Source organism: Enterobacter sp. HNDS-6, from assembly GCF_039850505.1.
GTDB lineage: Bacteria > Pseudomonadota > Gammaproteobacteria > Enterobacterales > Enterobacteriaceae > Enterobacter > Enterobacter kobei.
The window spans coordinates 891,844-907,624 of record NZ_CP156673.1 but is presented as its reverse complement, the minus strand read 5'-3'; the positions used below and the strand labels follow the sequence as shown (position 1 = coordinate 907,624).

Here is a 15,781-nt window from a genome sequence, read left to right as displayed (position 1 = left end):
GAAGCGCGTCACGCGTTATCCGGCAGTTTATGGACTATTCTGAAAGCCCTGCTAATGCTGAATACTGTAAGGTTGCCGGGCAGGAAAAGATAACGAGGAAAAGATATGTATTTACGACCTGACGAGGTGGCACGCGTTCTTGAAAAAGAGGGATTCACCATGGATGAGGTGACGTCAAAAGCGTATGGATATCGCCGCGGTGAGAATTATGTGTATGTTAATCGTGAAGCCAGAATGGGACGTACTGCTCTCATTATTCACCCGACGCTGAAAGACAGAAGTCTGTCATTTGCTGAGCCTGCCTCGGATATTAAAACCTGCGATCATTATCAGCAATTCCCGCTCTATTTAGGCGGAGAAACGCATGAGCATTATGGTATTCCGCATGGCTTCAGTTCGCGCATGGCGCTGGAGCGGTTTCTGAAGGGACTGTTTGGCGACGTACAGTAAACTGGCGACTGGCATTCGCCAGTCGCTTCACATCACGCTTTCGCCTGGCTGTACTGACTGACTTTGAACAGACGGCGGCAGTAGTCGAGGAAATAGCCGTATACGGCGCCCATCAACATCGAAATAACGATATTCGAACTGACCGCCGCGACGATCTGGTGCCAGTCTGCGCCCACGGTTAACAGAATAGCCACATATACCGGAGACTGGAACGTCACATAAGCCAGCACGTCCGCCAGGTTTTTTACCCAGCCTGCGGGGCTGATACGACGGGCGAAACGCATGACCGCATCGCGGTATAACCCGTATGGCCATGCGATAATAATGTTGACCGGGATGGCCACCAGACGCGAAGAAAGTGACTGCTCAAAGGTCATTCCTGAGAGGAATATTTCAATCAGCATGTTCACGACGGAACAGTAAACAACCATCGCAAAAGTATCCGCCACAGCGTGGCGCAGGCGAGATTGCGGCGAGAACATGTCTGAACTCCTTGAGAAGAACACAGTGGAAACGATTTCCCTTCGGCGATTAGTGCTTTAGGTTGCTTTGTTTGACGTGTATAGCGTATCTCTCTGTGTTTGAACTAACAACTAGTGATTAATTTTTATTTAATCGCCTTTTGTCCACAAAATTCTCTAAAATTGAGTGTTTTTTGTTCTGCTCGTTATAATCTGTCTTGTTAAGGTTCTTTTTCATAAAAAACAAAGGCTTGATTTTCGAGGCGGCCAGGGTGAGTCATCCTTGTCTGGATGGCGGCGCAGTATGCTGTAATTTGAATTAAAGTTGACCATTTATATTGATGTGGTGATTAGATTCGCACCAGGCTCGCCGGCATCCTGCGTTATTATTAACGTTAATATTTAAATATATTTACACTGATGCCCCTGCGGACCCTTGGGTAGATATTCTGGCCGAAATGAATTATTCTGTGGGTGATTTATCTATTTACCCCAAAGAAAAGGTTTTCAAATAATATGTCTTTGACGTTACAGAATCTTAATAATATCCGAACCCTGCGCGCGATGGCGCGTGAATTATCCCTGGACGTTCTTGAGGAAATGCTGGAAAAGGTCAGGGTCGTTACTGAAGAGAAACGCAGTGAGCTGGCGGAATTAGAGCAGCAGCGTGCTGAGCAGCAGGAGAAAATTAATGCCCTGCTGGAGCTGATGAAAGCCGATGGTATTTCACCGACCGATCTGCTGGGTTCCGAGCTGGCGCAGACGGGTAAACCGACTAAAAAGCGTAAACCGCGTGAAGCGAAATATCGCTTTATTGATCAGAACGGTGAAGAGAAAACGTGGACCGGCCAGGGCCGCACGCCGAAGCCTATTGCCAGCGCGCTGGCAGAGGGTAAATCGCTGGATGATTTTCTGATCTAATGCGTAAGCCGGGCGGTAATCGCCGCCCGGTTGTCTGTTCAGCAGACGCCAAAATCACCTTCTTCAGTATACGGCGCCAGATCGGCCGCTTTCAGGGTATATTTTTCGCCTTGTTCATTACTGGCCTGAACCGCCACAACGCTTTCACCATTCACTTCGAGCACTTTCAGCTTCGGGCCGCCTTTACGCGGTTGCACATAATCACCGACAGAAAACATATTACCTCCTCATCGTTTAAGCGATCTTCACCTTAGCCCACGTATGACGCCGGGTACAGTGACTTTCACAGATTACTGCTTATGAGGTACGCCGGTTCCATGGCATCACCTTGAGCAGTCTCGCCATACCGCAAAATCCCGTTACACCGGCGAACAGCAGCCCGGCGCCCACAAAACCGCTGAGCAGGAAAAAACCGCTGGAGACGCTATAGCCCAGCACCACGCCGCAGAGAATCAACAGCCCGGCCGCGATTTGCACCTGACGCATCAGCGGGAGAGGCTGGGATTTATCTTCAACGGTCAGCAGCCCGGCCTGCTTCCAGCCCTGAATGCCCCCCTCGACCACAAATGCCTGAGCGGGTGACGCCGCCTGGGCCAGGCGGTCAGCATTCCCGGACGTCCTGGCACCGGACTGGCAGTGAAAAAGCACTATTTCACCCGCCCGTGCGTTAAGTCCGCCGGGTAAGGTGGCTAGCGGTACTGACTCTGCCCCGGAAATATGCTCGCGGGCATATTCGTCGGTATCACGAATATCTATGAGTCTGGCGCCCTCGGCCACGCGGGCTTTGGCCTGTTGCGGTGTAATCAGCGGAAGTGACATGGCGACTCCTTACGGACAATAAAGGGTTTTCAGGGTGCTGATGAGCTGAAGCACCGCATCGTTTTTAATGAAATAAAGAATGCGCTGCGCCTCACGGGTGCTGTCGATAAGCCCTTCCTCACGCATACGCGCCAGATGCTGCGACGTGGCGGAAGGACTCAGCCCGGTGGCACGCGCCAGGTCGCCCGCGCGGGTGCCGGGAGCTCCGCATAATGTGCAGAGGATCAGCAGCCGACGTGGATTACTCATCGCTTTCAACAGGGCGGCGGCCTGCTCAGCGCTGGCCTGGAGTTGTTCAAGTTCAGTCATTTTAGTTTAGTATTTACTTAATTAAGTGAATGCTAAACTATTCCGGTGCGTTACACCACTGCCAAAAGCGTAAAAGAGGGTAAATGGGACGGGTCTGGATGGCAGAAGCCGATAAACTGGCTACGCTTAGAGTCATACTCTTATTTATTTTCAACTGGTTAGCTTGTACGGAGTGCTTATGGGTTTTTGGCGTATTGTCTTTACGATTATTCTTCCTCCGCTGGGCGTGCTGCTCGGTAAGGGGTTTGGCTGGGCGTTTATCCTGAATATTCTTTTGACCTTGCTGGGTTACATTCCCGGTCTTATCCACGCGTTTTGGGTACAAACAAAAAGCTAAGCCCGCCAGAGTAAATCGCTGTAGATGTTCGTCAGCACGCCCGCTGGACCAAACTGTTGTTTGATCCAGCGAGTGACCTGGCCGGTCGCCGCATGTTGTGTGGCAAGCAGCATGCGGGAATCCTGACGCGGATTGTTGATGCGTCGGGTGACCAGTAGCCCGTCTTCTACCGCCTCGCGGGCCATGTATTCCGGCAAAAAGCCAATCCCTTCTCCCAGAATCTGACACTGGCACTTGGTGTTGAAATCCGGCACCAGTATCGCCTCCTGCCCGTGCAGCAGCCAGCCGACCTTCTTATTAATGGTGTGCGCGGTATCTTCCACCATGATGTTGGGATATAGCCGCAGCTGGCTCTCCGCAATCGGCTCGGGGACAAAGGCCAGCGGATGTTCCGGTGCGATAGCAAATACCCAGCGGATGGCGCCAATCTCGGTGTAATCAATGCCGCCGCCGTCGAGCAGGGTGTCCGGCGCACCAATCGCGATATTGGCCTGGTTGTTGATGATGGAATCCCATACGCCGTTATACACCTCGGTGGTCACTGTGATCTGGCAGGTGGGAAACTGCTTTTTCAGCACCTGCAGCAGGCGTGCAGTATGGCGTGGAGTATACAAAAGCTGATTGATACAGATACGCACCCGCGCCTCAATGCCCTGCGAAATGGTATCAATTCCGCGCTTGATGGCGTGAAAGTCGTTCAGCAGGTCGGTTGCCTTGCGGTAAAAGTAAAAGCCAGATTCGGTCAGCTCAATGCTGCGCGTGTTACGCACAAACAGCACCACGTCCAGACCGGTCTCCATGCGTTTAATGGTGTAACTGATAGCCGAGGTGGTCACGCCCAGCTCGGCGGCGGCTTTGCTGAAACTGCCAAAACGTGCCGCAGTGGTGAAGGCCAGCAGGTTCTCTTCGGTAAAGATGGAATTCATATTACGGCTCCTGGTTGCCATCAGTTTTGAACATATTTTAACAGCGCTTTTACATCACATTTGAAGCCGGTCACAGTTCTGACTATTTGCTCAGGGCCGCGCGGCACAAGGCTTTTTCAGCCATAAGGATAATGCAGCCTGAGGCGCTAAAAAGCGGTAAAACATAAGAAAAAGGTTGCACAGACGCACGTTTTAGCTGAACCGTTGAATTTAACTCAACAATGAATTGCCTGTCGATGAATGAATTTTAAGCGGATTCTTTTATCACCAGGCTGTTGCTATTCTCAGGTCATCAGAAATGAAACATAGGGAGTCTGAATATGTCTGCAACTGCACTGGTGACGGAATTTCTGCTGGCGGCAGAAGAGGGGAACGTCGACGCGCTAAAAGCCTGTCTGGAGAAAGGCGTGGATATTAACGCCACCAACCGCCAGAAAAGAACCGCCATTATTATTGCCAGCCTGAAAAAGCATTATGCCTGTGTGGAATTTTTAATTGCAGCCGGTGCGGATATTGATAAACAGGACCAGACCTGTTTTAACCCCTTCCTGATTAGCTGCCTTACCAATGATTTAACGTTACTGCGCATCGTTCTTCCGGCAAATCCGGACCTGGATCGCCTGACGCGCTTCGGTGGCGTGGGGATTACCCCGGCCAGTGAGAAAGGCCACGTTGAAATTGTGCGCGAGCTGTTGGCAAAAACCGATATTAACGTCAACCACACCAACTTTGTCGGCTGGACGCCGCTGCTGGAGGCCATCGTGTTGAATGACGGCGGCGAGAAACAGCAGGAAATTGTGAAGCTGTTACTGGATAACGGCGCGAACCCGCACATGACCGATAAATACGGTAAAACCCCGCTCGAGCTGGCGCGGGAAAAAGGCTACCACGCGATCGCCGACCTGCTGCTGGCGGCCGGCGCGTAAAAACGACGGTCAGCCTGTTCCGGCTGGCCGCTTAATAAAAAAGCATTTTTACCGACGTGCATTTTGCACGACGGCGGCCCCCCTTTTATCCGCTTTCAGGAGAAAATAATGCCCACAAAAATCGTGATTAAAAAGAACACTTATTTTGACTCCGTCTCATTAATGTCCGTTTCCACAAAAGCCAATAAATTGCCGGGAGTTGAACAGGCCTTTGTGGCGATGGCGACGGAGATGAATAAAGGCGTATTAAAAAACCTTGGACTGCTGACGCCGGAATTAGAAAACGCGAAAAACGGCGATCTGATGATCGTTATTAAAGGCGATGCGGCGAATGATGAAACGCTGGCGGCCATCGAAGCGTTATTTACGCGCAAAGAGCGTGCAGGCTCCCACGAAGCGCGCTACGCCACGATTGCCAGCGCCAAAACCCATCGCCCGGACAGCAATCTTGCGGTGATCTCCGTCAACGGCACCTTCGCCGCCCGCGAAGCACGTCAGGCGCTGGAAAACGATCTTAACGTCATGCTCTTTTCCGATAACGTGTCGCTCGATGACGAGCTGGCGCTGAAGCAGCTGGCCCACCAGAAAGGGCTGCTGATGATGGGGCCGGACTGCGGCACCGCCATTATCAACGGCGCGGGGCTGTGCTTCGCTAACGCGGTACGTCGCGGGACGATTGGGATTGTCGGCGCTTCCGGGACCGGCAGCCAGGAACTCAGCGTGCGCATTCATGAATTCGGCGGCGGTGTGTCGCAGCTGATTGGCACCGGCGGGCGCGATCTCAGCGAGAAAATCGGCGGCCTGATGATGCTCGACGCCATCGACATGCTGGAGGCCGATGAAGGCACCCAGGTGATTGCCCTCATCTCCAAGCCACCCGCACCCGCGGTGGCTGAAAAAGTCCTCGCCCGCGCCCGCGCCTGCCTCAAGCCCGTCGTCGTGTGTTTCCTCGGCCGCAACGTACCGCCCGCTGATGAAGACGGTCTGCAGTTTGCCCGAGCCACCAAAGAGGCAGCCCTGAAAGCGGTACTCCTTACCGGCATCGACAAAGCGTCTCTGGATTTGCACCCGCTCAACTGGCCGCTGATTGAAGAGGTGCGCGCCCGCCTGACCCCGCAGCAAAAATACATTCGTGGGCTCTTCTGCGGTGGGACCCTGTGCGACGAAGCGATGTTTGCGGCGCTGGAGAAGTACGACGACGTCTACAGCAACATCCAGCCGGATCCGGCGAAGCGTCTGAGCGACATCAACGTCAGCCAGGCCCATACCTTCCTCGATTTTGGCGATGATGATTTCACCAACGGCAAACCGCACCCGATGATCGACCCGACCAACCGCATCAGCCGCCTGCTGCAGGAGGCGCGCGATCCGCAGGTGGGGGTCATCGTGATGGATTTTGTGCTCGGGTTTGGCGCGCATGAGGATCCGGTTGGCGTGATGCTCGACGCGATCAAAGAGGCGCAGGCGATCGCGAAGGCCGACAGCCGTCCGCTGGCGATCTTAGGCTATGTGCTTGGTACCGACCAGGATCCGCAGAAGCTTGCTCAGCAGTGCCAGCTCCTGACCGATGCGGGCGTCATCTGGGCCAGCAGCAGCACCAATACCGGATTACTGGCTCGCGAATTTGTCTGCAAAGGGGAGAACGCATAATGACCACCTTATTTAACCAGCCGCTGAACGTGATTAACGTCGGTATCGCGATGTTCAGCGACGACCTCAAAAAACAGCACGTTCCCGTGACCCAGCTCGACTGGACGCCGCCAGGGCAGGGTAACATGCAGATCGTTGAGGCGCTCGATCAACTGGCCGAAAAATCGCTGGCGGAGAAAATTGCCGCCGCTAACCACATCGCGCTTGAGCGCATTATTCAGTCCCACCCGGTGCTGGTGGGCTATGACCAGGCGATTAACGTCGTGCCGGGCATGACCCGCACCACCATCCTTCACGCCGGTCCGCCTGTCTCGTGGGAAAACATGTGCGGGGCGATGAAAGGGGCGGTCACCGGCGCGCTGGTGTTCGAGGGGCTGGCGGCGGATCTGGAGGAGGCTGCAAGGCTCGCCGCTTCAGGGGAAATCACCTTCTCGCCGTGCCACGAGCACGACTGCGTGGGCTCGATGGCGGGCGTCACCTCCGCGTCGATGTTTATGCACATCGTTGAGAACAAAACCTACGGCAACCGCGCGTTCACCAACCTCAGCGAGCAGATGGCGAAGATCCTGCGCATGGGCGCCAACGACCAGAGCGTGATTGACCGCCTGAACTGGATGCGCGACGTGCTCGGCCCGATGCTGCGCGACGCGATGAAGATCGTCGGTGAAATCGATCTTCGTCTGATGCTGGCCCAGGCGCTGCACATGGGCGACGAGTGCCACAACCGCAACAACGCGGGCACCACGCTGCTGATCCAGGCCCTGACGCCGGGTCTGATCCAGGCGGGTTATCCTGTTGAGCAGCAGCGTGAGGTGTTCGAGTTTGTCGCCAGCAGCGACTACTTCTCCGGCCCAACGTGGATGGCAATGTGCAAAGCCGCGCTGGACGCCGCCCACGGCATTGAGTACAGCACCGTTGTCACCACCATGGCGCGCAACGGCTACGAGTTCGGTCTGCGTGTCTCCGGCCTGCCGGGGCAATGGTTCACCGGCCCGGCGCAGCAGGTCATTGGCCCGATGTTTGCGGGCTATAAGCCGGAAGACTGCGGGCTGGATATCGGCGACAGCGCAATTACGGAAACCTACGGCATCGGCGGTTTTGCCATGGCGACGGCGCCGGCGATTGTGGCGCTGGTGGGCGGCACGGTGGAAGAAGCCATCGACTTCTCCCGGCAGATGCGCGAAATCACCCTCGGCGAAAACCCGAACGTCACCATTCCGCTGCTCTCTTTTATGGGCATCCCGACTGCCATCGACATCACCAAAGTGGCAGGCAGCGGCATTTTGCCGGTCATTAATACCGCCATTGCCCACAAGGACGCCGGTATCGGCATGATTGGGGCGGGCATCGTTCACCCGCCGTTCAGCTGTTTTGAAAAGGCGCTGTTGACCTTCCGCGATCGCTACGTTTTATAAGGCATGCATCCATGAAAAACATGAAACTGGAGTGGAAAAGAGGTGACTGGGCGGCTTATTTCGGGTTGATGACCAACAACCTGACCAATTTGCTGACCATGATGGGGCTGCTCATTTTTGTCGTCGGCATCCCGAAGGAGATTGTTTATGGACGCATCGCACCAGCCTTCGGGCTGGCGGTGCTGGTGGCGAGCATCTGTTATGCCTGGTTTGGCCTGCAGATGGCCCGTGCCACCGGGCGCACGGACGTGACGGCGCTGCCGTCCGGCCCGAGCGCGCCGTCGATTTTTACCGTGACCTTCCTGGTCCTCATGCCCGTCTACCAGCAGACCGGGGATGCGGATTTCGCGATTCAGATCGGTCTGGTGTGGTGCTTTGTGGAAGCAATGATCCTCGCGGGCGGTTCGTTCCTCGGGGAGACCATCCGCAAGATGATCCCGCGCACCGTGCTGCTGTCGTGTCTCTCCGGTTTAGGCCTGCTGCTGCTGGCGATGAACCCGATGCTGCAGGCGTTTGAAGCGCCGACCGTGTCATTCATCGTACTGCTGCTGATTTTTATCAACTGGTTCGGCAAAAAGCCGATTTTCGCCAAAATCCCGACCGGTCTGCTGTTGCTGATTGCCGGTACGGCATTAGCGTGGATCTCGGGGCTGCAAAGCCCGGAAGCCATTAAGGCGTCTATGTCATCCTTCGGCTTTAACCCGCCGGAAGTGCACGTCGACAGCTTTATGCAGGGGCTGCCGCACGCGCTGCCGTATCTGGCATCCGCCGTGCCGCTGGGGCTGGCGAACTATATCTTTGACCTGGAGAACATCGAAAGCGCCCACGCGGCGGGGGATGAGTACCCGACCCGTAAGGTGATGCTGGCGAACGGTCTGGCGTCGATGCTGGGCTGCCTGATGGGTAACCCGTTCCCGGTCACGGTCTACGTCGGCCACCCGGGCTGGAAAGCGATGGGGGCCAGCATTGGCTACACGCTGGCTTCCGGGGTGACCATGTTCATCGTGCCGCTGTTCGGGCTGGGGGCGTTTATGCTCGCCATCATTCCGATGACTGCCATCGTGCCCATTCTGGTGTTTATCGGCGTCGTTACCGCTAACCAGGTGGTGCGGGAAACGCCGAAAGTGGAGGTGCCCGTCATCTTCATCTGCCTGTTCCCGTGGATCGCCAACTGGGCGCTCACCATGATGAACAGCGTGATGAATGCGGCAGGGACCAGCGCAGCGAAAATCGGCACCGACGTGCTGCACAGCAAAGGGATTTACTACGAAGGGTTGATGCATCTCGGCAACGGCGCGCCGCTTGCCAGCATGCTGTGGGGCTGTATCGCTATCTTCGCCATCATCAACAAGCCGCTGCGCGGGGCCGTTGCGGCCGCGGGTGGGGCGCTGCTGGCACTGTTTGGGGTGATCCACGCCCCGGTGGTGGGCTTTGCCGAAGGCAGTTCGCTGATGTTCGTTACGGCCTACCTGATGATGGGCGGCATGTTTGTAGTGAAGCATGTGCTGGATAGCCGCGAAGCGGCGAGCGCTGCGACTGGTACCGTTGCGAAGGAAAACGTATGAAAGAGCTTATGGTCGTCGCCATCGGCGGCAACAGCATTATCAAAGACAACGCCAGCCAGTCGGTTGAGCATCAGGCGCAGGCGGTCAAAGCGGTGGCAGAGTCCGTGCTCGAGATGCTGGCCTCCGACTATGACATCGTACTCACCCACGGCAACGGTCCCCAGGTGGGGCTGGATCTGCGCCGGGCCGAAATCGCTCACGAACGGGAAGGGCTCCCTCTGACGCCGCTGGCAAACTGCGTCGCGGATACCCAGGGCGGAATCGGCTACCTGATCCAGCAGGCACTCAATAACCGCCTGGCGGGGCGCGGGGAGCAAAAAGCGGTCACGGTCGTCACCCAGGTCGAAGTGGATAAAGACGATCCCGGCTTTACGCACCCGACGAAACCGATTGGCGCTTTCTTCAGCGAGGCGCAGCGCAATGATCTGCAGCAGGCGCACCCGGACTGGCATTTTGTCGAGGATTCAGGCCGCGGCTATCGCCGCGTCGTGGCCTCGCCGCAGCCGCTGCGCATCGTAGAGGCAGATGCCATCAAGGCGCTGACGCAAAAAGGTTTTGTGGTGATCGGCGCGGGCGGTGGAGGAATTCCCGTCGTGCGCTCGGAGCAGGGCGACTACCGCAGCGTCGACGCGGTAATAGATAAAGACCTCTCCACCGCGCTGCTGGCACGGGAGATCCGCGCCGACGTGCTGGTCATCACCACCGGCGTGGAGAAGGTGTGTATTCACTTCGGCAAGCCGAACCAGCAGGCGCTGGATACCGTCAACGTGGCGCAGATGACGCGCTACATGGAGGAAGGCCATTTCCCGGCAGGGAGCATGTTGCCCAAAATCGTGGCCTCGCTGGAATTTTTACACCACGGCGGCAGGCGAGTGATTATCACCTCCCCGGACTGTCTGCCCGCGGCACTGCGCGGGGAAACCGGTACCCATATTGTGAATGAAGGAAAATAAGATGAATGATAATAAAAGCCGCCGCGAATTTATCAGCCAGAGCGGCAAAATGGTCACCGCCTGCGCGCTGTTTGGTGCCACCGGCTCCGTCGCGTATGCTGCGGATACCGCTGCGCCCGCCTGCGAGACCGGTAAACCGATGAACATCACCGCGAAGCATTACTATCTGGACAACGTGCTGCTCGAAGCCGGGTTTACTTTCGACGGCAGCGTGGCGACGAGCACTCGCACCGAGCTGAAAACGCTGGAGATTAAAGACGGCAAGATCGTCGCCCTGCGCGATAACATTAGCCACGCCGACGCGTCTCTGCCTCACTATGACGCGGGTAAAAAACTGATGCTCCCGGCGATGCGCGACATGCACATCCATCTGGATAAAACCTTCTACGGCGGTCCGTGGCGCTCCCTGAACCGCCCGGCGGGGACCACGATTCAGGACATGATCCGCCTTGAGCAGAAGCTGCTGCCGGAACTGCAGCCCTACACCCAGGAACGCGCGGAGGCACTTATCGACCTGATCCAGTCGAAAGGTTCCACCATCGCCCGCAGCCACTGCAACATTGAGCCGGTTTCCGGCCTGAAAAACCTGGAAAATCTGCAGGCGGTGTTATCGCGCCGCCAGCCTGGCTTTGACTGTGAAATTGTCGCGTTTCCACAGCACGGACTGCTGCTTTCCCATTCTGAAAAACTGATGCGCGACGCGATGCAGGCCGGTGCGCACTACGTGGGCGGGCTGGACCCGACGAACGTCGACGGCGCGATGGAGAAATCCCTCGATCTGATGTTCCAGATTGCGCTGGATTACGACAAAGGGGTGGATATTCACCTGCATGAAACCAGCCCGGCGGGCGTGGCGGCGGTGAATTACATGGTGGAAACGGTGGAGAAAACGCCGGAGCTGAAGGGCAAGCTGACTATCAGCCACGCCTTCGCGCTGGCGACGCTTAACGAGCAGGAGGTGGATGCGATTGCGACCCGTATGGCGGCGCAGCAGGTGACCATCGCTTCTACCGTGCCGATTGGTACCCTCCATATGCCGCTGAAACAGCTGCGTGATAAGGGCGTGTTTGTCATGACCGGCACCGACAGCGTGATCGACCACTGGTCGCCGTACGGCCTGGGAGATATGCTGGAAAAAGCCAATCTTTACGCGCAGCTGTACATTCGCCCGAACGAGCAGACGCTCTCCCGGGCGCTCGGTATCGCGACCGGTGACGTTCTGCCGCTGAACGACAAAGGCGAACGGGTGTGGCCGAAAGCGCAGGACGACGCCAGCTTTGTGCTGGTGGATGCCTCGTGCTCCGCCGAAGCCGTGGCGCGGATTTCACCGCGTACCGCGACGTTCCATAAGGGAAATCTGGTCTGGGGTACTGTGGGCTAAAGGCGAGCCGGGTGACGGCTTCGCCTTACCCGGCCTACTGTAACCCTCAAATCGTAGGCCGGGTAAGCGCAGCGCCACCCGGCAATGTTTTATACTGGGAGTCACATTCTTAAAGAGGGATCTGCCATGGCACAAAATATCTACGACAACCCGGCGTTTTTCGAAGGCTACGCCCAGCTTCCGCGCTCGGTGCAGGGGCTGGACGGTGCGCCGGAGTGGCCGGCGCTAAAAAGCATGCTGCCCGATTTAACCGGCAAATCGGTTATCGATCTCGGCTGCGGCTACGGCTGGTTTTGTCGCGCTGCGCGCGAACTGGGTGCATCTGACATCACGGGTGTTGATATCTCAGAAAAGATGCTCGCCCGGGCTGCGGAGCTTACCGCTGACCCACAGATTCATTATCAGCGTAGCGATCTGGAGTCGCTGGCGCTCAAAGATAACAGCCTCGACCTGGTCTACAGCTCGCTGGCACTGCACTACCTGCCGGAACTGGATACGTTATTCGCCAACGTTCAGCGCGCGCTTAAACCCGGTGGCAGCCTGGTCTTCTCGATGGAGCACCCCATTTACACCTGCGCCACCCGCCAGGGCTGGCTGACCGACGACAACGGCGAGCGGTTCTGGGGCGTGAATCATTATCAGGACGAGAGCCAGCGCGTCAGCAACTGGCTGGCGGACGGGGTCATCAAGTATCACCGTACGCTGGGCACCACGCTCAACGCGCTGATCAAGGCCGGATTAACGATAAGCGAAGTCAACGAATGGGGGCCAACGCAGGGGCAAATTGCGGCCTGCCCCGCGCTGGCCGAAGAGGCAGAGCGCCCGATGCTGGTGCTGATCGCCGCCCGTAAGGCTCAGTAACCAACCTTATACACCCGACCGCTCTGTACCCCTTCCACGCTGCGGCGATAGGCCTGCGCCACGGTTGCAGCGGGGACGCTCTCAAAGCCGGGGAAGAAACCGTCGTACGCTTCAGCGGATTCCGTCAGGACCGTCGGGCTAATCAGGTTAATGCGGATCCCGCGCGGCAGCTCACAGGCTGCGGCGCGAACAAACCCTTCCAGTGCGGCATTCACGGTGGTGGCGTTTACTCCCTGGGCAATCGGCTCGTGCGCCACAATGCCGCTAATCAGGGTGATAGAGCCACCTTCGTTCAGATAGTGCTGGCCGGTTAGCGCAAGGCGCACCTGCCCCAGAAGTTTATCCTGCAGGCCCTGATTAAAGTCGCTGTCTTTCATGGTCGCAAGCGGGCCAAAGTAGAGGCCACCGCTGGCGGAGACAATGGCATCCACCCGGCCAATTTTCTCGAACAGCGCCTGCACGCTCTCCTGCGAGGTGATATCCACCTGATAGTCGCCCTGTGTACGACCTACGCGGATCACCTCATGACGGCGGCTTAGCGCTTCTGTTACTGCCTGACCGACCGTACCGCTGGCACCAATAATCACGATTTTCATATCCGACTCCTCATGTTGTGAGCCCTCATTCTTTAATAAATAAAAAGTCAGATAAACTGGGCTAAAGTTAGAAGATTGCTAACCAGAGGTTCGGAATATGGATAAGCTTCGCGGCATGGAGACGTTTATCGCGGTGGTAGAAAGCGGCAGCTTTACCGGCGCGGCCTCCCGCCTTGAGATGTCGGCGGTCATGGTGGGAAAGTATATTGCGTTGCTGGAGTCCCGGCTTGGCACCCGCCTGCTTGAGCGTAATACGCGTCGTCAGAGCCTGACGGATGCGGGCCGCGTCTATTTTGAAGAGGCCAGACGGGTGCTGGAGCAGGTCTCAATCGCCGAAAACGCGGTTGAACGCCTGCGTGCCACACCGGCCGGAACCCTGCGCGTCACTGCGCCTACCTCGTTTGGCGGCTGCGTGATCGCCCCGCTCACCGCCACCTTTTTACAACGTTACCCGCAGGTGCGCATCGAACTGGATCTGACTAACCGAATGGTCGATCTGGTGGAGGAGGGGGTCGATCTGGCCATTCGCATTGGTGATATTCGCAATGACGATCTGGTGGCGAAATATTTGTGCCCCTACAACATGGTGATCTGCGCCGCACCGGACTATTTAGCGCGACACGGTACGCCGCAAACGCCTGCCGATCTGGTGGATCATCTGTGTCTTTCGCACACGGTATGGACCGCGCGTAACGAGTGGCGGTTACCGGGCGTGGAAGGGGAAGTACGCTGGAAGCGTGATGCCATCTTAAGATGTAACGACGGCTATGGCCTGCGTATGGCGGCACGCGCAGGGGCGGGGCTGTTGCTACAACCGGAAGTGCTGGTGGCGGAAGAGCTGGCAAGCGGCAGGCTGATTCGGGTACTGGAGCCGTTCACCCCCGCGCCGAGGCCGGTGCATTTATTGTGGCGCCAGGATTTACGTCCTCTTCCGAAGCTAACGGAATTTATCGCTCATATTCTGCTAAGATTGGGCACAATATAAAAAAAGAAGGTAATCAAAGAATGTCTGCAAACAAACTCGCCAGCAGCGCGCAGGGCCTGCAATCATCTGCCATCCGTGAATTATTAAAACATAGCAAAATGGCTGGCGTGATTTCGCTGGGCGGAGGGATTCCGAACCCCGATTTGTTCGATCACGAAGGGCTTAAAATAGCCGCGGATGCCGTCTTATCGCAACATTTTGGCGAGGCGTTTCAGTATGGTCTGACCGAAGGTTTTCCAGGACTGCGGGAAGAGATCCAACGCATCTGTGAAGGACGAGGCATTGCCTGTAAAGCCGATGACGTGGTGGTGACGTCCGGTTCGCAGCAGTCTCTCGACGTGCTGGCGCGTGCATTAATTAACCCAGGCGATACCGTCGTCGTCGAGCGTCCAACCTATCTTGCCGCGCTGCAGGTTTTCGGCCTGGCGCAGGCGAATTTTGAGTCCGTCGGCACCGACGGCGACGGCATGAAGGTCGACGAACTTGAGGCGCTGGTGGCAAAAAAAACCATCAAAGCGGTTTATATCGTCCCGACCTTTGGTAACCCGGGCGGCGTGACGCTCTCTGAAGCGCGTCGTAAACATCTGGTGGAATTATCGAAACGCTATGATTTCGTCATTATTGAAGACGACCCGTACAGCGAAATTAACTACACCGATGAGGTCTTCCGCCCGTTAATTGCCCATGCCAAAGATATCGGTAACGAAGAGAACGTGGTCTACACCTCAACCTTCTCTAAAATACTCGCGCCGGGCACCCGCGTAGGCTGGGTGCTGGTGCCGGAGTGGCTGAAGCGTGCGGTGGTGAACCTTAAGCAAACCACCGACCTGCACACCAGCACGCTGTCGCAGTTAATGACGTATGAGTATCTGAAAACCGGTCGCCTGGCCGGGCAGATTAAGATGATCCGCGAAGCTTATCGCCAGAAATACCAGACCTTCGCCACCGAACTGGAAGCGGAGCTGGGTGATGTGATGTCGTTCCACAAGCCTAAAGGCGGCATGTTCCTGTGGGCGAAAATGAACAACGGGATGAATACCACCCGCTGGCTGGAAAAGACGTTAAGCAACGGCGTGGTATTTGTGCCGGGCGAGTTTTTCTACTGCAATGAACCGGACCAGACTACGCTGCGCATGTCGTTTGTGACACCAACAGATGAGCAGCTGAAAGAGGCGGTGCAGCGCCTGAAGAAATCGCTTTAAAAGACCTGCGCATAATGGCATTCC

General features: G+C 56.6%; 18 protein-coding genes. 12 read left to right on the top strand and 6 right to left on the bottom strand.

Going from position 1 to position 15,781, the window contains the following annotated elements; all coding sequences use genetic code 11:
• Window positions 1-105: 105 nt before the first annotated feature.
• Window positions 106-450, top strand: a complete 345-nt coding sequence (locus ABFI50_RS04100; RefSeq protein ID WP_006811693.1) for a DUF2002 family protein — start codon at window positions 106-108, stop codon at window positions 448-450.
• 32 nt (window positions 451-482) lie between these two features.
• On the opposite strand, the gene alaE is transcribed toward ABFI50_RS04100, so the two are convergent.
• Window positions 483-932, bottom strand: a complete 450-nt coding sequence (gene alaE / locus ABFI50_RS04095) for an L-alanine exporter AlaE (RefSeq protein ID WP_023331140.1) — start codon at window positions 930-932, stop codon at window positions 483-485.
• A gap of 495 nt (window positions 933-1,427) precedes the next feature.
• Between alaE and stpA the strand changes: the two genes are divergently transcribed.
• Window positions 1,428-1,832, top strand: coding sequence for a DNA-binding protein StpA (stpA, locus tag ABFI50_RS04090; protein ID WP_014884956.1), 405 nt, complete (start codon window positions 1,428-1,430; stop codon window positions 1,830-1,832).
• Between the two features lie 38 nt (window positions 1,833-1,870).
• On the opposite strand, the gene ABFI50_RS04085 is transcribed toward stpA, so the two are convergent.
• The 3 genes from ABFI50_RS04085 to ABFI50_RS04075 all read right to left on the bottom strand — a co-directional run bounded on the left by ABFI50_RS04085 (window position 1,871) and on the right by ABFI50_RS04075 (window position 2,960).
• On the bottom strand, window positions 1,871-2,050 hold the full coding sequence (locus tag ABFI50_RS04085) for a hypothetical protein (RefSeq protein WP_047343679.1): 180 nt from the start codon (window positions 2,048-2,050) through the stop codon (window positions 1,871-1,873).
• Between the two features lie 79 nt (window positions 2,051-2,129).
• Window positions 2,130-2,651 (bottom strand): rhodanese family protein, encoded by a 522-nt coding sequence (locus ABFI50_RS04080; protein ID WP_014884954.1) that lies wholly within the window; start codon window positions 2,649-2,651, stop codon window positions 2,130-2,132.
• Window positions 2,652-2,660: 9 nt separating this feature from the next.
• On the bottom strand, window positions 2,661-2,960 hold the full coding sequence (locus ABFI50_RS04075; RefSeq protein WP_014884953.1) for a metalloregulator ArsR/SmtB family transcription factor: 300 nt from the start codon (window positions 2,958-2,960) through the stop codon (window positions 2,661-2,663).
• Window positions 2,961-3,138: 178 nt separating this feature from the next.
• Between ABFI50_RS04075 and ABFI50_RS04070 the strand changes: the two genes are divergently transcribed.
• Window positions 3,139-3,297, top strand: coding sequence for a YqaE/Pmp3 family membrane protein (locus tag ABFI50_RS04070; RefSeq protein WP_014884952.1), 159 nt, complete (start codon window positions 3,139-3,141; stop codon window positions 3,295-3,297).
• Here ABFI50_RS04070 and ABFI50_RS04065 read toward each other — a convergent pair.
• A complete protein-coding gene (locus ABFI50_RS04065; protein ID WP_014884951.1) occupies window positions 3,294-4,223 on the bottom strand; it encodes a LysR substrate-binding domain-containing protein in 930 nt (309 codons plus the stop codon). The genes ABFI50_RS04070 and ABFI50_RS04065 overlap by 4 nt on opposite strands.
• A gap of 320 nt (window positions 4,224-4,543) precedes the next feature.
• On the opposite strand from ABFI50_RS04065, the gene ABFI50_RS04060 reads away from it, so the two are divergent.
• The 7 genes from ABFI50_RS04060 to ABFI50_RS04030 all read left to right on the top strand — a co-directional run bounded on the left by ABFI50_RS04060 (window position 4,544) and on the right by ABFI50_RS04030 (window position 12,974).
• Window positions 4,544-5,149, top strand: a complete 606-nt coding sequence (locus ABFI50_RS04060) for an ankyrin repeat domain-containing protein (RefSeq protein ID WP_014884950.1) — start codon at window positions 4,544-4,546, stop codon at window positions 5,147-5,149.
• A gap of 108 nt (window positions 5,150-5,257) precedes the next feature.
• The gene (fdrA, locus tag ABFI50_RS04055; RefSeq protein WP_045134070.1) at window positions 5,258-6,799 is read left to right on the top strand and encodes an acyl-CoA synthetase FdrA; all 1,542 of its coding nucleotides are present in this window, start codon (window positions 5,258-5,260) and stop codon (window positions 6,797-6,799) included.
• A complete protein-coding gene (locus ABFI50_RS04050) occupies window positions 6,799-8,214 on the top strand; it encodes a DUF1116 domain-containing protein (RefSeq protein ID WP_045134069.1) in 1,416 nt (471 codons plus the stop codon). Before fdrA ends, ABFI50_RS04050 begins: the two co-directional genes overlap by 1 nt.
• Window positions 8,215-8,225: 11 nt before the next feature.
• Complete coding sequence (locus ABFI50_RS04045; RefSeq protein ID WP_014884947.1) at window positions 8,226-9,779, top strand: hypothetical protein; 1,554 nt, start codon at window positions 8,226-8,228, stop codon at window positions 9,777-9,779.
• The gene (locus ABFI50_RS04040) at window positions 9,776-10,732 is read left to right on the top strand and encodes a carbamate kinase family protein (protein ID WP_023331135.1); all 957 of its coding nucleotides are present in this window, start codon (window positions 9,776-9,778) and stop codon (window positions 10,730-10,732) included. Before ABFI50_RS04045 ends, ABFI50_RS04040 begins: the two co-directional genes overlap by 4 nt.
• 1 nt (window position 10,733) lies before the next feature.
• Window positions 10,734-12,113, top strand: a complete 1,380-nt coding sequence (locus tag ABFI50_RS04035; RefSeq protein WP_014884945.1) for an amidohydrolase family protein — start codon at window positions 10,734-10,736, stop codon at window positions 12,111-12,113.
• 126 nt (window positions 12,114-12,239) lie between these two features.
• Complete coding sequence (locus ABFI50_RS04030) at window positions 12,240-12,974, top strand: class I SAM-dependent methyltransferase (RefSeq protein ID WP_176260314.1); 735 nt, start codon at window positions 12,240-12,242, stop codon at window positions 12,972-12,974.
• Here ABFI50_RS04030 and ABFI50_RS04025 read toward each other — a convergent pair.
• Window positions 12,968-13,570: a short chain dehydrogenase gene (locus ABFI50_RS04025; RefSeq protein ID WP_014884943.1), complete on the bottom strand. Its 603-nt coding sequence runs from the start codon at window positions 13,568-13,570 to the stop codon at window positions 12,968-12,970. The genes ABFI50_RS04030 and ABFI50_RS04025 overlap by 7 nt on opposite strands.
• A gap of 97 nt (window positions 13,571-13,667) precedes the next feature.
• On the opposite strand from ABFI50_RS04025, the gene ABFI50_RS04020 reads away from it, so the two are divergent.
• Together ABFI50_RS04020 and ABFI50_RS04015 are read left to right on the top strand one after the other, a co-directional pair.
• Complete coding sequence (locus ABFI50_RS04020; protein WP_023331133.1) at window positions 13,668-14,555, top strand: LysR family transcriptional regulator; 888 nt, start codon at window positions 13,668-13,670, stop codon at window positions 14,553-14,555.
• A 20-nt stretch (window positions 14,556-14,575) separates the two neighbouring features.
• A complete protein-coding gene (locus tag ABFI50_RS04015; RefSeq protein WP_032635745.1) occupies window positions 14,576-15,757 on the top strand; it encodes a PLP-dependent aminotransferase family protein in 1,182 nt (393 codons plus the stop codon).
• Window positions 15,758-15,781: the final 24 nt, after the last annotated feature.

Bases quoted from the DNA above. Each gene is read 5' to 3' on its own strand.
- ABFI50_RS04100 (WP_006811693.1), top strand. From the start codon at position 106: ATGTATTTACGACCTGACGAGGTGGCACGCGTTCTTGAAAAAGAGGGA.
- alaE (WP_023331140.1), bottom strand. From the start codon at position 932: ATGTTCTCGCCGCAATCTCGCCTGCGCCACGCTGTGGCGGATACTTTT.
- stpA (WP_014884956.1), top strand. From the start codon at position 1,428: ATGTCTTTGACGTTACAGAATCTTAATAATATCCGAACCCTGCGCGCG.
- ABFI50_RS04085 (WP_047343679.1), bottom strand. From the start codon at position 2,050: ATGTTTTCTGTCGGTGATTATGTGCAACCGCGTAAAGGCGGCCCGAAG.
- ABFI50_RS04080 (WP_014884954.1), bottom strand. From the start codon at position 2,651: ATGTCACTTCCGCTGATTACACCGCAACAGGCCAAAGCCCGCGTGGCC.
- ABFI50_RS04075 (WP_014884953.1), bottom strand. From the start codon at position 2,960: ATGACTGAACTTGAACAACTCCAGGCCAGCGCTGAGCAGGCCGCCGCC.
- ABFI50_RS04070 (WP_014884952.1), top strand. From the start codon at position 3,139: ATGGGTTTTTGGCGTATTGTCTTTACGATTATTCTTCCTCCGCTGGGC.
- ABFI50_RS04065 (WP_014884951.1), bottom strand. From the start codon at position 4,223: ATGAATTCCATCTTTACCGAAGAGAACCTGCTGGCCTTCACCACTGCG.
- ABFI50_RS04060 (WP_014884950.1), top strand. From the start codon at position 4,544: ATGTCTGCAACTGCACTGGTGACGGAATTTCTGCTGGCGGCAGAAGAG.
- fdrA (WP_045134070.1), top strand. From the start codon at position 5,258: ATGCCCACAAAAATCGTGATTAAAAAGAACACTTATTTTGACTCCGTC.
- ABFI50_RS04050 (WP_045134069.1), top strand. From the start codon at position 6,799: ATGACCACCTTATTTAACCAGCCGCTGAACGTGATTAACGTCGGTATC.
- ABFI50_RS04045 (WP_014884947.1), top strand. From the start codon at position 8,226: ATGAAAAACATGAAACTGGAGTGGAAAAGAGGTGACTGGGCGGCTTAT.
- ABFI50_RS04040 (WP_023331135.1), top strand. From the start codon at position 9,776: ATGAAAGAGCTTATGGTCGTCGCCATCGGCGGCAACAGCATTATCAAA.
- ABFI50_RS04035 (WP_014884945.1), top strand. From the start codon at position 10,734: ATGAATGATAATAAAAGCCGCCGCGAATTTATCAGCCAGAGCGGCAAA.
- ABFI50_RS04030 (WP_176260314.1), top strand. From the start codon at position 12,240: ATGGCACAAAATATCTACGACAACCCGGCGTTTTTCGAAGGCTACGCC.
- ABFI50_RS04025 (WP_014884943.1), bottom strand. From the start codon at position 13,570: ATGAAAATCGTGATTATTGGTGCCAGCGGTACGGTCGGTCAGGCAGTA.
- ABFI50_RS04020 (WP_023331133.1), top strand. From the start codon at position 13,668: ATGGATAAGCTTCGCGGCATGGAGACGTTTATCGCGGTGGTAGAAAGC.
- ABFI50_RS04015 (WP_032635745.1), top strand. From the start codon at position 14,576: ATGTCTGCAAACAAACTCGCCAGCAGCGCGCAGGGCCTGCAATCATCT.